Origin of the sequence: Streptococcus sp. VT 162 (assembly GCA_000688775.2) — a bacterium.
GTDB lineage: Bacteria > Bacillota > Bacilli > Lactobacillales > Streptococcaceae > Streptococcus.
Genome location: CP007628.2, coordinates 120,894 through 135,842, shown reverse-complemented (window position 1 = coordinate 135,842; position 14,949 = coordinate 120,894). Strand labels below are relative to the sequence as shown.

Below are 14,949 nucleotides of genomic sequence, written 5' to 3'. Positions count from 1 at the left end.
ACTTGTGGATCTTTTTATATTCTAAATGAACTCAAAGCATATGAGAATCAAAGGCGTGCATTCAACTCAGCACCCAGCTCTTCAAAGCCTGGTTTCCCAAGAAGAGCAAACATGTTTTTCTTATAAGCTTCAACTCCAGGCTGGTCAAATGGATTGATACCATTCAGGTAGCCAGAAAGAGCAATAGCCAACTCAAAGAAGTAAATAGTGTAGCCCAAAGTGAACTCATCTTGCTCAGGCAGTGTCACAAACATATTTGGAACTCCACCATCAGTGTGTGCTAACAGCACTCCATCTGTAGCTTTTTTATTGACAAAGTCAACATCTTTTCCTTGCAAGTAGCCAAGACCGTCCAAGTCTTCTGCCAATTCAGGAATCAGCACATTTTTGCGAGGTTTATCTACACGGATAACTGTTTCAAAGAGGATACGGGTACCTTCCTGGATAAATTGTCCCAGAGAGTGCAAGTCTGTTGAGAAGTTAGCTGAAGTTGGATAAATCCCTTTTTGGTCTTTCCCTTCTGACTCACCAGCCAGTTGCTTCCACCACTCAGAGAAGTATTGCAGAGATGGTTCATAGTTAGCTAGAACTTCTGTCAGATAACCTTTACGGTACAAGATATTGCGTACAACTGCATATTGATATGCTTCATTTTCAGCCAACTTATCAGAAGCATAAGCCTTGCGAGCAGCATTTGCTCCTTCCATTAACTTGCTGATATCAGCTCCTGCAGCTGCGATTGGCAAGAGCCCCACTGCTGTCAATACTGTAAAACGACCACCTACACTATCAGGCACTACAAAAGTATCCCAGCCATTAGCATCTGCTTCAACTTTAACTGCACCTTTAGCGCGGTCTGTAGTTGCGTAGATACGTTGGTTAGCTTCTTCTTGACCGTACTTCTTAACCAAGAGTTCTTTGAAGACACGGAAAGCAATAGCCGGTTCAGTTGTTGTACCTGATTTAGAAATCACGTTTACTGAGAAATCTTTGTCTGATACATAGTCTACCAAATCAGCCAAATAGCTTGAAGAGATAGAGTTTCCAGCATAGAGGATCTGAGGTGCCTTGCGTTCTTCCTTTCTTTGCAAGTTTACAAATGAATTATTCAAGAAATCAATAGCTGCACGAGCTCCTAAATAGGAACCACCAATACCGATTACGATCAATACCTCACTATCAGATTGGATTTTAGCAGCAGCCTTTTGAATACGAGCAAATTCATCTTTGTCATATTCTTCAGGTAAGTTCAACCAGCCAGTCATTTCTGCCCCAGGACCTGTACCATTTCTCAGAGCAGAATCTGCTGCAGTCACTTGAGGCTGCATATAATCTAGTTCATGTGGTGCAACAAATTTATCTAATACTTTTGAATAATCAAATTTAATATGTGACATAATATTCCTCCAAAATTTCTTCTCTTCTATCATAACCCTTACCTTAGATTTTTTCAAGTTTTTTTATTGATTTTGCCCAATTTTTATCAGAATTCAAACGTTTGCGTAAATTTGCTAAAATATAAAAAATCTGAAAGGACGAATAAAAACGGCTAGAGGCTCTAACCGTTACAATTCATTTAATAAATACTCAAATAGTTCTAAATTGCCGTCTTCTTCATTGACCAGGAACTCTGGGTGCCACTGTAAACCAATGATACGATGCTCGTCGATAGACTCAATCGCTTCCACCGTCTGGTCGCGAGGGTCCACCGCTGTCACACGGAAATTAGGTGCCAGGTCTTTGATACTTTGACGATGAACTGAGTTGACCTGACTTTCTTTGCCAAACAACTTAGCCACCACACTCCCTTCTACCGTCTCAATAGAATGAGATGTTCCAAAAGGCAAGCCTTGCCAGTGGCCTTCAATTTCTTGGTGGAGAGTGCCGCCAAAAGCAACATTGACAAGCTGAACCCCACGACAGATTGCCATAATTGGTTTATTCTGACGGAGCGCTTCTTTCAAGAGGGCTAGTTCAAACTCATCGCGTACAAGGTTGTAATCATCGCTCTCAATGGTCTTTTTCTCTCCATAAAACTGAGGATGGACATTTTGCCCACCTGTCAAGATGAGTTTGTCAATCATTTCTACATAATCGCGCACAATGGTCTCATCCCCTACAGGAATTACTAAAGGAAGACCGCCGACTTGACGAATGCTCTCTGCAAATTTACAGGATACAGATGAGTGAATGTTTTTCCCTTCTGCATCTACAGGACATAGATTTGCAGCAACTCCTACAACCGTTCTAGCCATGATGTGTCTCCTTTCGATTTTCTTGCGACAGTCTTATCTTATCACTCCACCCCTTTCCTGTCTAATATGTTTTTTTAAAGACCGTGATAAGTATTTTTTATGGACAAGAAAAAGCTGCCCAACGAGGACAACTTCTTTCTTATTCGAAGACAAATTGATTGTGATAGAGTTCTGAGTAGAAGCCACCGAGTTTGAGCAACTCGTGATGATTTCCACGTTCAATAACCTCTCCATCTTTGAGGACAATAATCTGATCGGCATTGAGGATGGTCTTGAGACGATGGGCAATGACAAAACTGGTTCGTCCTGCTACAACTGCCTCCATGGCATGTTGAATCTTGCTTTCTGTTACGGTATCCACATTGGAAGTCGCTTCATCTAAAATTAGGACTTGAGGATCTGTCATCAAGGTCCGAGCGATGGAAATCAATTGTTTCTGACCAGTCGAGAAGATATTTTGCTCATCATCAATAAGGGTATCATACTTATCAGGCAAGCTTTCGATATAGTCATGAATATGAGTTGCCTTGGCAGCTGCTTCGACCATTTCCTGACTGGCATCTGGCACACCAAAACGGATATTGTCTCGGATCGTTCCACTAAACAAGACCGAATCCTGCAGGACAATCCCGACCTTGCTCCGCAGGCTGTCCAAGTCGTAGTCACGGATGTCTTTGCCATCAAAGCAAATCCTGCCTGCATCCACATCGTAGAAACGATTGATGAGGTTCATGATGGTCGTTTTCCCTGAACCAGTCGGACCAACAACTGCTATCATCTGCCCCTTAGGAGCTGAAATGCTAACATCTTTTAAAATCGGCTTGTCTGGCACATAAGAGAAATCAATGTGACTGATTTCAACACCTTCTCGCAATTCCGTAAAGGCAGGCGCATTTTGTGGGCGAATCTCTTCTTCTGCATCAAACATTTCTTGGATACGATCCGCCCCAGTAAAGGCCAACTGGAGACTCCCCCAACTCGCAGCCACCTGGATAATCGGCTGGTAGTACTGCTGAGAAAATTGGGTAAACATAACGATCAAACCTAGGGCTGTCGTTGTTTCGATACTTGGATCATTCAGCAAGACCGCAGAACCTGCAAAAATAACGATGGCCGTATTGACCAAGCTCATCCCATTCATAACAGGAAACAGGATGCCTGAGAACATTCTCCCTTTAAAGGTTGCCTTGCGCACGCGCTCATTTTGCTCCACAAAGCCTGCTACGATGTCATCTTGAATTCCTTGTACGATAACAGCTTTCTGTCCAGAAATACTCTCGTCCATGTAGGCGTTGAGTTTCCCTACCTCTTTTTGCTGGAGATTAGTGTACTTACGGGCCATTTTCACAATGAAGACCAACATGAGAAAGGCCACTGGGGTGCTGGCTACTGTTATCAGGGATAGCGTCACATTTCTTGAAAACATGACAAAAATCAAACCGATGTAAAGAGCAATATTGCTCATAACCTGAACTAAGCTTTCATTGAAGGCTTGAAGGATGTTATCCAAGTCACTCGTAAAGCGAGAGAGGATGTCACCATCCTGATGGCGGTCAAAGAAAGAAACCGTTAAACGAGACAGTTTGCCAAAGAGGCCCTTACGCATCTCATTTGTTGACTCAGCAATCACACGGGTCATCAAGGTCATGTAAATCAAACTGGATACCACTAAGGCAAGGACAACCAGAGCTAGATTCAGCATCAGAGCTGATAAACTCTGCCAGGCTAGTTCGGAAGTTCCATTTTGATAAGCCAGCACTAGGTTAGCGAGCTCTGTTACTGCTTGACCTGAAAAAACAGGAAAGAGGGATTGGGCAATCGTCGCAACTGCAACCATCAGAATCACAATGACAAAGGAGAACTTGTAAACTTTAAAATAATTCCAGAAAAATCGAACGGTTTTCATTTTATTCCTCCTTTCCCTTTTGTGTTTCGTAGATTTCGCGGTAGACGGCATTGTTAGCTACCAAATCTGCATGCCGTCCTTCTCCAATCAAACGCCCTTGATCCAAGACCAAAATCTTGTCCGCATGGACGACTGAACTGATCTTTTGAGCGATGATAATGGTTGTTGTCCCTTTCAGGTCTTTGTTCAAAGCTTCCTGCACGAGTCTCTCTGACTTAGCATCCAAGGCTGAAGTCGAATCGTCAAAAATCAGGATACGGGGATTGCTGACAATCCCACGGGCAATGGACATCCGTTGTTTTTGTCCACCAGAAAAATTGGTGCCTCGTTCTTCGACCTGACTCTCAAATTTGTTTTCCATGCGCCCGATAAATTCACTGGCTTGGGCAATCCGTGCTGCACGTTCCATTTCTGACACGCTGGCATTGCCTTTCCCTTGACGAAGATTATCTGCAATGGTTCCGCTAAAGAGAATAGCACGTTGCAAGACAATGGAAACTGTTTTACGTAAGGTTCCCTCGCTGACGTCTCGAATATCCTTGCCACCAATCTTGATAGATCCCTCCTGTGGATCAAAAAGTCGTGGAATTAACTGAGCTAGGGTGGACTTCCCTGCTCCAGTAGCCCCAACCACACCGACCATCTGACCAGGCGCAATTTCAAAGGTTACATTCTTCAGCATAGGCTCATCATCATTAGGATAGGTGAAGGTCACATTTTCAAAAGAGAGACTTCCTTCTAACTCTTCATCTGGAAGATCTTTAAAGGTCATCGCTGGCTCGGTATCTAGAATTTCGCGAATACGACGTAAGGAAATCATGGCACGGCTGACAGAATTTCCTAAAAATCCAACCATAATGATGGTAAAGATAATCTGGCTGAGATAGTTGATAAAGGAAGCAATCGAGCCCACTACAGACGGATCTGACTGAGCCATGCCTGCCACCAACCAGATAGAGAGGAAGACCGCTCCATAGCCGACTAGCATCATAACGGGTTCTATAACTGAGAAGGCATAACCGATATAAAGATTTTGGCCGAGAAGTTCATCTGAAACCTCGGTAAATTTGGTAAATTGTGCTTTTTCTTGTACAAAGGATTTGACTACGCGCACACCACGTAGATTTTCCTTGGCGATAGCATTGATCCGTTCAAGAAGGGTTTGAAACTTAGCAAATCGTGGCCCCATCATTCCCATCATGATAGCAGTTAGTGCAAAGATTAGGAGCACCATGAGGACAATCACCCACCAAAGTGACGGAAGAGTGTGAACCGCCAAGATAAAGGAACCGATAAAGAGAAGAGGGAGACGGAAGAGAATTTGAAAAGCCATCATCACCACGTTCTGAATTTGGTTGATATCATTGGTCATACGGACGACAAGGTTCCCCGCATTGAATTGCTCGATATTGGCATAAGAAAAAGTCTGGATCTTGCGAAAAGCGTCTTCACGAAGGTCCGAAGACACTCCTTGAGCAATGTAGGCTGCAAGTGTTACATTGACCCCACCTGCAACCAGACCGACTAGGGCTACTCCTATCAGCCAAGCGCCAATACTATAAATAGCCTCATTTTGACCGGCCAGCAAAGCCTCTAACACCTCTTGCAAATAGCGCGGTTGCAAGAGCGAACTCGCAACCATCAAGCCTGTCATCATTAAGGATGCCAAGGCCTGCCATTTATAGGTTTTTATTTTTTTAATGAGCATATTTCCTCCTAATAAAATAGATAAAGGGAGCGACATCCTGCGTCAGCTCCTTCTCATTCGTTCATATTGATGCTATTCTAGCAAAAAAGAGGCATCTTGTCAAAGAAGTCTCCTTATTATAAATTAGTGCGCTTTCATCTACAGGTGATGCATGAAAAGGCTTTTTATGGTAAAATGAAAGGAAGAACTCTTACAAGGAGGAAAAGATGAAGAAACAAACCATCGCTGTCTTGGGTCCTGGTTCTTGGGGAACTGCCCTTTCGCAGGTCCTAAACGACAATGGACACGAGGTTCGAATTTGGGGAAATATTTCTGACCAAATTGATGAAATCAATAACCAACATACAAACAAACGCTACTTCAAAGATATCCTACTCGACGAAAAAATCAAAGCCTATCATGACTTGGAAGAAACACTAAAGGATGTGGATGCTGTTTTATTTGTGGTCCCAACAAAAGTAACGAGACTGGTTGCCCAACAAGTAGCAAAGGTGCTTGATCACAAGGTTGTCATCATGCATGCCTCCAAAGGATTGGAACCAGATAGCCACAAACGTCTATCAACTATTATTGAAGAGGAAATTCCAGTCGATCTCCGTAGTGAAGTCGTCGTTGTTTCAGGACCTAGCCATGCTGAGGAAACTATTGTGCGGGATATTACTTTGATCACTGCAGCCTCTAAAGACCTTGAAACGGCCCAGTACGTCCAAAATCTCTTTAGCAATCACTACTTCCGTCTCTATACTAATACGGATGTTATCGGAGTTGAAACCGCTGGTGCTCTCAAAAACATTATCGCAGTTGGCGCTGGAGCACTACATGGTCTAGGATTTGGCGACAATGCCAAGGCGGCTATCATTGCCCGTGGCTTGGCTGAAATCACCCGTCTAGGGGTCGCTCTGGGAGCTAATCCTCTGACTTATAGCGGTCTTTCTGGAGTTGGAGATTTGATTGTAACGGGGACATCTGTCCACTCTCGTAACTGGAGAGCTGGTGATGCTCTCGGTCGTGGAGAATCCCTCGCAGACATCGAAGCAAACATGGGCATGGTCATCGAAGGAATCTCAACAACTCGAGCAGCTTACGAACTAGCTCAGGAATTGGGTGTCTACATGCCAATCACACAGGCTATTTACCGAGTGATCTACGAAGGTGTCAATATCAAAGAAGCAATCACTGACATCATGAGCAATGAATTTAAAGCAGAAAACGAATGGTCATAGACCCTTATAGAAAGGAACATCATGAAACAAAAAGTCAGAAAAGCAGTCATCCCTGCCGCTGGATTGGGAACTCGTTTCCTCCCAGCAACTAAGGCCTTGGCCAAGGAAATGTTGCCAATCGTAGACAAGCCCACTATCCAGTTTATCGTTGAAGAAGCTCTCAAATCTGGTATCGAAGATATCTTGGTTGTTACGGGTAAGTCAAAACGTTCCATCGAGGACCACTTCGACTCAAACTTCGAATTGGAATACAACCTCAAAGAAAAAGGGAAAACAGATCTTCTGAAGCTAGTTGATGAAACAACTGGCATGCGCCTGCATTTTATCCGTCAAACACATCCACGTGGTCTCGGAGATGCTGTCTTGCAAGCCAAAGCTTTCGTCGGAAATGAACCTTTTGTCGTTATGCTTGGTGATGACTTGATGGATATCACGGACGAAAAGGCTGTTCCACTTACCAAACAACTCATGGATGACTACGAGCGTACCCACGCCTCTACTATCGCTGTCATGCCAGTCCCACACGACGAAGTATCTGCTTATGGGGTTATTGCTCCGCAAGGCGAAGGAAAAGACGGCCTTTATAGCGTTGAAACCTTCGTTGAAAAACCTGCGCCAGAGGATGCTCCTAGCGACCTTGCTATCATCGGGCGCTACCTCCTCACTCCTGAAATTTTCCAAATCCTCGAAAACCAAGCTCCAGGTGCAGGAAATGAAATTCAGCTGACAGATGCAATCGATACCCTCAATAAAACACAACGTGTATTTGCTCGTGAGTTCAAAGGGGCTCGTTACGATGTTGGAGACAAGTTTGGCTTTATGAAAACCTCCATCGACTACGCTCTCAAACACCCCCAAGTTAAAGACGACTTGAAAGACTACCTCATCCAACTCGGAAAAGAGTTAGCTGAGGAGGAATAGAAGAAAAACAAAGCTCTTAAATAAGGGCTTTGTTTTTTTGTTGAAGCTTGCAATAAAAAAAGCCATCTTTGCAGATGACTTATTAGCAACCGAATCGGTGCTCGCATTTAACTATCCCCCCTACACATAGTTCATTCCCTTATAGCAAAGGAAAACGGCTAGTGCAATAAAAAGTACAGTTGCTCCGATTCGCTGGCTGGTACTGTACATCCTTCTCTCCCATTTAACTGGGAAGATGACTGCTAGAAAGGCACCGCCTACTGCACCTCCGATATGGCCTGCTAGGCTGATTCCTGGAATCAGAACACTTCCAATGATATTTATCACGAAAAGTGTCAGATAGGATTGCCCCAACTGCTGGATATAGGGGTTGCGAGTTGCGTAACGCAAGACGATAATCGCAGCAAATAGTCCGTAAAGAGAAGTGGACGCTCCTGCTGCTACAACTTTCGGCGTGAAAGCAAAAACAAAGAGATTGCCCATCATTCCTGATAAGAGATAGAGAAAGAAGAATTGCTTAGAACCGAAAATCTCCTCCACCTGTCGTCCAAGAAAGTAGAGTGAAATCATATTGACAATGAAATGTTCCCAACCGATATGTACAAATATAGCCGAAAAAAGGCGCCATATCTGCTCGGGAAACAAACGAATGATCGGTCCATACATGGCTCCAAACTGAAGTAAGGTATCTGCTCGTTCAAAATTTAAACCTGTAAGAACCAACATCAAGAGAAATACCAATGCTGTCACTAGGAGAAAAAAACTAGTCACAGGATAACGTTTATCAAAGATTTCTTTCATCTATTAGCACCTCCTGGACGGCAATATCATGGTCTTCCGAGTTAAACTCCTGAACTTGACAAGGATAGATTGTACTCATGGTATGCCCAGCAAAATGTTCCAGATAGCGGTCATAATATCCTCCACCATATCCGATCCGATAGCCCTCTGTTGTAAAAGCCAAACCCGGAACATGAATTAAATCAATCTGAGACGGTTCCACCACTTCCAAGTCTCCTTGCGGTTCCAGTAAACCAAAGGAAGTTTTTGCCAACTGCTGCGGATTATAGACCACAAACTCCATGCGCCCCTTGGGATAGGTTTTGGGTATCAAAACCTTCTTGCCGTCCTTCAGCGCCTGCTCAATCAGTTCCTGCGTTTGAAATTCATGAGGGAAGGAGAGATAGGTTGCGATGACCTTAGCTTCTTGGTAAAAGGGATGCTTTAAAAATCGTTCAGTTAAAACTCGATCCATAGCCTGTTTTTGCTCCTGAGATAGAGTCTTCATTTCTTGCAAAATTTTCTTGCGTAGTTCTGCTTTCATAGACAATTCCTCTACTCTGCTGCCTTCTTTTTTAAGAAACTAGAGACTACATCTACCCCAATGGCTATGGCTTCTTCCTCAGGACTCATCTGAGGGTGATGAAGGGCGTAGGGACTATCGATACCTAGCCAGAACATAACGCCATCTACCTTCGAAAGGAGATAACCAAAGTCCTCACCAGTCATAGCAGGCTCGATATCAATCAACTCGATTCCGTCTTTCTCTTCAAAAAAGTCCATCAGTTCACGCGCCAAGGCTGGATTGTTCTCAACAGGTAGGTAGCCTCCTTGCTTGAGTTCTACTTCGACTTCCATATCAAAGGCTGCTGCAACCCCTTCTGCGACAGTCTTGACTCTTTTTTGCACCAAGAGGCTCATGTCTTGAGTCAAAGCGCGAATGGTTCCGTGTAAAAATGCTGTGTCTGTAATGACATTGTTGGTTGTTCCAGCTTGGAAAAGGCCAAAGGTCACCACCGCTCCCTCGATTGGGTTGACATTGCGGCTGACAACTGACTGCACCTGGGTTACAAAGTAACTAGCCGCCACCAAGGCGTCATTGGCTTCATGCGGGAAGGCTGCGTGCCCACCTTTTCCTTTGAAACGAATCTTCACCTCACAAGTCCCTGCAAAGAGCGTATGGGTGTTGGTCGCAATCTGTCCAACCTTCAGATCCGGACGAACATGGAGACCATAAAACTGGTCTGGCAACCAATCTCCAAAAGCACCATCCTCATACATGAGCATACCACCAGCTTCATTTTCTTCAGCAGGTTGAAACAGAAAAAGCAGATTATTCTTGGGTTGTTCCTCAAGAGCACGCTCGAGACAGCCCAAGGCAATGGTCATATGAAAATCATGGCCACAGGCATGCATGCGACCTTGGTGTTGAGAAGCAAAAGGTAGACCTGTTTGTTCGACAATAGGCAGACCATCAATGTCTGTTCGCCAACCAATGGTTCGCTCCGGCTGACTTCCCTGCAGGTAGACCAAAATCCCTGTTCGCCAAGTACGAATTTGAACAAAATCCTTGCCCGTAGTCAATTTCTCAATCACATCCAGCAAATAAGCCTGAGTCTTGAATTCCTCCAAGCCAATCTCTGGAATCTGGTGTAAATCTCGTCTAGTCTGAATCAAATCTAACATCTATCGATCCTCCTTTTGATAGAAGAAAGAGGCTGGAAGAAGTATCCGCCTCTTTTTATTTTTACAAGGTACGAAGCGCATCCTCAAGCGCTGTTTTTTGTTGGGTTTGGGCATCAATTTCTTTGATGATACGAGCCGGAACACCTGCCACTACCACGTTTTCTGGGACATCCTGGGTAACAATAGCTCCTGCTGCGACAACTGAACCACTGCCGATTTGAACTCCTTCGATAACCACTGCATTGGCACCGATAAGAACATTGTCTCCGACACGGACTGGTTCAGCGCTAGCTGGCTCAATCACACCTGCCAAAACTGCACCTGCACCAACGTGACTGTTTTTCCCAACGATAGCACGACCTCCAAGGATGGCACCCATGTCAATCATGGTTCCAGCACCGATTTCAGCACCGATATTGATAACAGCTCCCATCATGATAACAGCATTGTCACCAATTTCAACCTGGTCACGGATAATAGCACCTGGCTCGATACGAGCATTGATAGCACGTTTATCTAACAAAGGAACTGCAGAATTACGAGCATCTTGCTCGACAACGTAATCTTGATTTTCTACCAAACCTTCAAGAAGCGGAGCCACGTCCTTCCAGTCTCCGAATAAAACATTTCCTAGTTTGACAACAGAGCTTGGCACAGCAGTTGCAAGTTCTCCCTCAAAAGTTACTTTGACACTGGTTTTCTTTTCCGCATTGGCGATAAATTGGATAATTTCTTGAGCGTTCATTTTTGTAGCAGTCATAGGTGCCTCCTGGTTCGTTATAATGATACCTATTCTACCAAAAAAGGCTTCAAATTTGAAGCCTCAACTATCAAATAATCATCTTTACCTGGCTTGTTTTGCTTCTTCTACAGATAAAAAAATCATCGGAACGATAATCAACACCATAGCCAAGGCCAAAAAACCATCCATGACCAATCCCAGAAAAAGAACACTTAATAAAGCTGAAGAAAGCGGTTCGCTAGCACTCACAACCGATACAACCAGCGGGGAAACGAGTGACACAGCCTTCATAGATAGGAAGAAGGCAAAAGCAGTACCAAACACGGCAATCGTCAGACAAATCAGCACACTTACCAGATCCACTTGAAAACTTATCCGATAAATAGGGTAGAGGAAATTACTAAAGAGACCTGCCAGAATCATCCCCCAACCAACAGTCGGAACAAATCCGTAGCGCCGTGCAAAGCGTTGGGGAAGGATAACATTAAACATGACCCCTACTGCACTGAGCAAACCTGTCACTAGAGCCAAAGGTGTCATGGATAACTGGGACAAATCCCCTTTTGTAGCCATCAAAAAAACACCTAGCATGGCAATCAAAACATAGAACACAGCTGTAATCGAAGCCTTCTTCTGGTAGACAATGCGATTGTAAAACAAAATAAAAACGGGGCTGATAAATTGCAAAATGGTCGCCGTCGTCGCATTGGAATACTCAACGCAGAGATAGAAGAAAAACTGCACAGAAAAAATACCTAGAATAGCATAGGCTAAAAAAGGTAGATAATTTTTCTTATCACGCCAGATATCCAATAATCGAGTGCGCAACTGAAAGGCCGATAAGCCTAAAACCAAACTCCCCGCTACCAGTAAACGCATAGAAGTAATCCATCCAGAAGACACTGGATAATGAGTGAAAAAATACTCTCCTAAAATCCCACAGATCCCCCAGATTAGGCCTGAGAGTAGCGAGTATAGTGTTCCCTTAACAATCTTTTTCTGATAATGATTCATACTCCTATTGTAACACGAAACCAACCAAGAAAAAAGTAGCAACAAGGGGAAATTACTAACCTTGCTGCTACTCTATCTTAGCGATTAAACAGACGTGAACGTCCTGAAGAGCCACTCTGAGTATTTCCACTCGAACTTGTTGTTCCCGAACCGCTACTTGAGCTTGGAGAAGTTACTGCAGGAATACTTCCTAGAATATTCTTCCAAGCATTCTGATAATCTGCATCGCTTCCTCCAATAGCAAAGCGATAGGTGGTCACTGGGGCACCTTCTTTAGTAGCCCAGTAGCTCGTTACTGTTGATCCAGAAACTTCTATTTCTTTCCCATTGATGGAAACCTTGCCCGGTTTTTGCCCTGTAGATCGGAGAACTTGTGACTTGGTCACACTTGGATCCAGATTAAAGCGCTCATTCCCCCATATTCCAGGTTCAGCTTGTTGGATAGCATTGACCAAGTGGGCCATATAGTTGGCATTACGGTAGTGGCCTGCTCCTTTGGCTAGTGGTCGGTTGTCATCGTGACCTAACCAGCCACCCAAAGTCAAGCGAGGTGTAGAAAGCATGAGCCACATATTTTCATCTTCATTGGTCGTACCAGTTTTTCCGATCCAGTCAGCACGAGCTAGGGATGGATTGATAGTCGTCAAATCCGTCTGGAAACTTGAAGTAATCCGAGATGAAATAACATCGCGAAGCAAACTTTGCATGATGGTTGCTGTCGCTTTTGAATAAACTTGGACAGGCTCATCCTTGTGCTCGTATACCAGTCGGCCATCCGTTGACTCGATCTTAGCGATCATATGTTTCTTATGGTAAACTCCATTGTTAGCCAGAGTTTGATACCCGTTGGTATGCTGGGCAACTGTAACGTCAATCCCCCCACCCATCGGTAAACTTTCAATGCCATATTCTGGGATTTCATAACCCATTTTTTCCATATAGCCCTTGACATCAACACCCTTCTCTCGAAGCGTACGATACGTCCAGTAGGCTGGGATATTCCATGAGTAGTTAAGGGCTTCTCCCAATGTCATCATGCCCGTACCAGGACTATTGACATACATGATGGGATTCCCGTTTGAGAAGTTGGTAGGATAGTTTGACAAGATACTTGCACTTCCCATCAGACCTTGATCAATGGCAATACTGTAAGCCAATATCGGCTTAGTAGTCGAAGCAGGAGAACGCTTGGTATCAATAGCGTGATTGTTCTGATTTTCTTGATAATTACGGCCACCAACAAATCCAAGGATAGCTCCCGTTTGGTTGTCCATGAGGACATTCCCCACCTCAGGCTGGCCTGTCGAATCATCTAGCAGATAGCCGTAGGTCGCAACCGCATTTTGCATCGCAGCATGAACATTTTTATTGATAGTTGTCGTAATCTTATATCCACCATTTTCAATTTCCTTAGTGGCTAAATCACGATAGGATTTCTGAATGGACTCATTCTTTAATTCTTGCGCAGAAACATTATCTCGTTGGACGAGGTAGTCATACATACGATCAGTTGCTTCTGCCAAGGTTGCATAGTAGAGATAGTCACGCGAAGTACCACTAACACTACCTGATGGTAGGAAGTCTTTCTTAAAGTCATAATCTTTGTACTTATCGTAGTCTTCCTGACTTAGAGCCCCTGTTCGGTACATATTGTAGAGGACATCCTTGGCACGCTTAATTCCCAAAGCCATGTCCTCATCACTCTTCATGCTACCATCAGATTCATAAGGAGAATAACTGATTGGACTCTGTGGCAATCCTGCGATAAAGGCAGCTTGAGGGACCGTTAAATCCGAAGCATTGACACCAAAGATTCCTTCTGCAGCCTGCTGGGCACCTGCAATATTTTGGCCTTTATGATTGCGACCAAAAGGAGCTATGTTAAGGTAGGTTGTCAAAATCTCATCCTTACCCATGGCCCTTTCTAAAGCAAGAGCATCAATAATCTCTTTAGCCTTACGAGCTAGAGTTGGAGCATCCCCCACTACTTGTTGCTTGATGACCTGCTGGGTCAAGGTCGAACCACCACTAGACGAGCCTAGACCGACAAAGGTTCCCAAGGTCGCACGAATAACGGCCTTAGGCACAACTCCCTTGTGCTCATTGAAATGCTCGTCCTCTGTCGCAACAATGGCTTTCTTAAGGTTATCTGAGATAGCATCTGAAGCGACTGAAGTGCGCAACAAATCACCCTCGATCGAGGCAATGGTACTGCCGTCAGAATAAGTGATTTCTGAGATAGAGGCAATATCCTTCACTTGCTTGACCAACTCTTCTGCTTGAGGCACCTGAGCCTTGTCAAATAGAGCGACTCCATAACCCATAGCTACACCAGCGCCAAACAGTCCACCGATAAAACCTAAGATAAAGAGAGTGTTAAAGACTATTTTAAACCCACTCAAAACCTTAGCAAAATTAGATCCTGCCCTTCCAACTTTGTCAGAAGAGGTCCCCTTTTTACCGGTTTTCTTATTAGCCAGTTTTTCTGCTAGTCTTTTCTTCCATTTTGCAATTCGTTGCATTAGCTGCTGGAAAAAATGCAGCATTTTTGTTTTTAATTCATTAATTCTTTCTTTCATGAATGTCCTCGCTTTCTCTATTATACCATAAAAGGGAAACTTTCAATAAAATAGCCACTTTCTTCCCTATTCCACTAGGCTATTGTCCGAGTTTGTGATACAATAGGTAGAAACAATATTTTATAAAGGAGAAAA

The 14,949-nt window shown here is 44.0% G+C and carries 12 protein-coding genes; 2 read left to right on the top strand and 10 right to left on the bottom strand.

Annotation, left to right across the window (positions count from 1 at the left end):
* Window positions 1–47: 47 nt before the first annotated feature.
* From pgi to V470_00690, 4 genes are all read right to left on the bottom strand, one after another.
* Window positions 48–1,397: a glucose-6-phosphate isomerase gene (pgi, locus tag V470_00705; protein ID AHZ46976.1), complete on the bottom strand. Its 1,350-nt coding sequence runs from the start codon at window positions 1,395–1,397 to the stop codon at window positions 48–50.
* 168 nt (window positions 1,398–1,565) lie between these two features.
* The gene (locus tag V470_00700; protein ID AHZ46975.1) at window positions 1,566–2,255 is read right to left on the bottom strand and encodes a gamma-glutamyl hydrolase; all 690 of its coding nucleotides are present in this window, start codon (window positions 2,253–2,255) and stop codon (window positions 1,566–1,568) included.
* Between the two features lie 139 nt (window positions 2,256–2,394).
* A complete protein-coding gene (locus V470_00695; protein ID AHZ46974.1) occupies window positions 2,395–4,161 on the bottom strand; it encodes a multidrug ABC transporter permease in 1,767 nt (588 codons plus the stop codon).
* A gap of 1 nt (window position 4,162) precedes the next feature.
* The gene (locus V470_00690; GenBank protein AHZ46973.1) at window positions 4,163–5,869 is read right to left on the bottom strand and encodes a multidrug ABC transporter ATP-binding protein; all 1,707 of its coding nucleotides are present in this window, start codon (window positions 5,867–5,869) and stop codon (window positions 4,163–4,165) included.
* A gap of 206 nt (window positions 5,870–6,075) precedes the next feature.
* Between V470_00690 and V470_00685 the strand changes: the two genes are divergently transcribed.
* A complete protein-coding gene (locus V470_00685; GenBank protein ID AHZ46972.1) occupies window positions 6,076–7,092 on the top strand; it encodes a glycerol-3-phosphate dehydrogenase in 1,017 nt (338 codons plus the stop codon).
* A gap of 21 nt (window positions 7,093–7,113) precedes the next feature.
* Window positions 7,114–8,013: a UTP--glucose-1-phosphate uridylyltransferase gene (locus tag V470_00680; protein ID AHZ46971.1), complete on the top strand. Its 900-nt coding sequence runs from the start codon at window positions 7,114–7,116 to the stop codon at window positions 8,011–8,013.
* Window positions 8,014–8,133: 120 nt separating this feature from the next.
* On the opposite strand, the gene V470_00675 is transcribed toward V470_00680, so the two are convergent.
* The 6 genes from V470_00675 to V470_00650 all read right to left on the bottom strand — a co-directional run bounded on the left by V470_00675 (window position 8,134) and on the right by V470_00650 (window position 14,814).
* Window positions 8,134–8,814, bottom strand: a complete 681-nt coding sequence (locus tag V470_00675) for a peptidase C54 (protein ID AHZ46970.1) — start codon at window positions 8,812–8,814, stop codon at window positions 8,134–8,136.
* On the bottom strand, window positions 8,798–9,337 hold the full coding sequence (locus V470_00670; protein ID AHZ46969.1) for a 5-formyltetrahydrofolate cyclo-ligase: 540 nt from the start codon (window positions 9,335–9,337) through the stop codon (window positions 8,798–8,800). The genes V470_00675 and V470_00670 overlap by 17 nt, the downstream gene beginning before the upstream one ends.
* 11 nt (window positions 9,338–9,348) lie before the next feature.
* The gene (locus V470_00665; GenBank protein ID AHZ46968.1) at window positions 9,349–10,479 is read right to left on the bottom strand and encodes an N-acetyldiaminopimelate deacetylase; all 1,131 of its coding nucleotides are present in this window, start codon (window positions 10,477–10,479) and stop codon (window positions 9,349–9,351) included.
* 61 nt (window positions 10,480–10,540) lie between these two features.
* The gene (locus tag V470_00660; GenBank protein AHZ46967.1) at window positions 10,541–11,239 is read right to left on the bottom strand and encodes a 2,3,4,5-tetrahydropyridine-2,6-carboxylate N-succinyltransferase; all 699 of its coding nucleotides are present in this window, start codon (window positions 11,237–11,239) and stop codon (window positions 10,541–10,543) included.
* A gap of 84 nt (window positions 11,240–11,323) precedes the next feature.
* Entirely contained in the window at window positions 11,324–12,235 is a 912-nt protein-coding gene (locus tag V470_00655; GenBank protein AHZ46966.1) for a membrane protein, read from the bottom strand.
* A 77-nt stretch (window positions 12,236–12,312) separates the two neighbouring features.
* Window positions 12,313–14,814 carry a transglycosylase gene (locus V470_00650; GenBank protein AHZ46965.1) on the bottom strand — a complete coding sequence of 834 codons (2,502 nt, stop codon included), beginning with the start codon at window positions 14,812–14,814 and terminating at the stop codon, window positions 12,313–12,315.
* Between the last annotated feature and the right edge of the window lie 135 nt (window positions 14,815–14,949).

What these genes read in the sequence shown, in the direction of transcription:
- V470_00675 (AHZ46970.1), bottom strand. Translation starts at nt 8,814, where the DNA reads ATGAAAGAAATCTTTGATAAACGTTATCCTGTGACTAGTTTTTTTCTC.
- V470_00650 (AHZ46965.1), bottom strand. Translation starts at nt 14,814, where the DNA reads ATGAAAGAAAGAATTAATGAATTAAAAACAAAAATGCTGCATTTTTTC.
- V470_00655 (AHZ46966.1), bottom strand. Translation starts at nt 12,235, where the DNA reads ATGAATCATTATCAGAAAAAGATTGTTAAGGGAACACTATACTCGCTA.
- V470_00670 (AHZ46969.1), bottom strand. Translation starts at nt 9,337, where the DNA reads ATGAAAGCAGAACTACGCAAGAAAATTTTGCAAGAAATGAAGACTCTA.
- V470_00695 (AHZ46974.1), bottom strand. Translation starts at nt 4,161, where the DNA reads ATGAAAACCGTTCGATTTTTCTGGAATTATTTTAAAGTTTACAAGTTC.
- V470_00665 (AHZ46968.1), bottom strand. Translation starts at nt 10,479, where the DNA reads ATGTTAGATTTGATTCAGACTAGACGAGATTTACACCAGATTCCAGAG.
- V470_00690 (AHZ46973.1), bottom strand. Translation starts at nt 5,869, where the DNA reads ATGCTCATTAAAAAAATAAAAACCTATAAATGGCAGGCCTTGGCATCC.
- V470_00685 (AHZ46972.1), top strand. Translation starts at nt 6,076, where the DNA reads ATGAAGAAACAAACCATCGCTGTCTTGGGTCCTGGTTCTTGGGGAACT.
- pgi (AHZ46976.1), bottom strand. Translation starts at nt 1,397, where the DNA reads ATGTCACATATTAAATTTGATTATTCAAAAGTATTAGATAAATTTGTT.
- V470_00680 (AHZ46971.1), top strand. Translation starts at nt 7,114, where the DNA reads ATGAAACAAAAAGTCAGAAAAGCAGTCATCCCTGCCGCTGGATTGGGA.
- V470_00660 (AHZ46967.1), bottom strand. Translation starts at nt 11,239, where the DNA reads ATGACTGCTACAAAAATGAACGCTCAAGAAATTATCCAATTTATCGCC.
- V470_00700 (AHZ46975.1), bottom strand. Translation starts at nt 2,255, where the DNA reads ATGGCTAGAACGGTTGTAGGAGTTGCTGCAAATCTATGTCCTGTAGAT.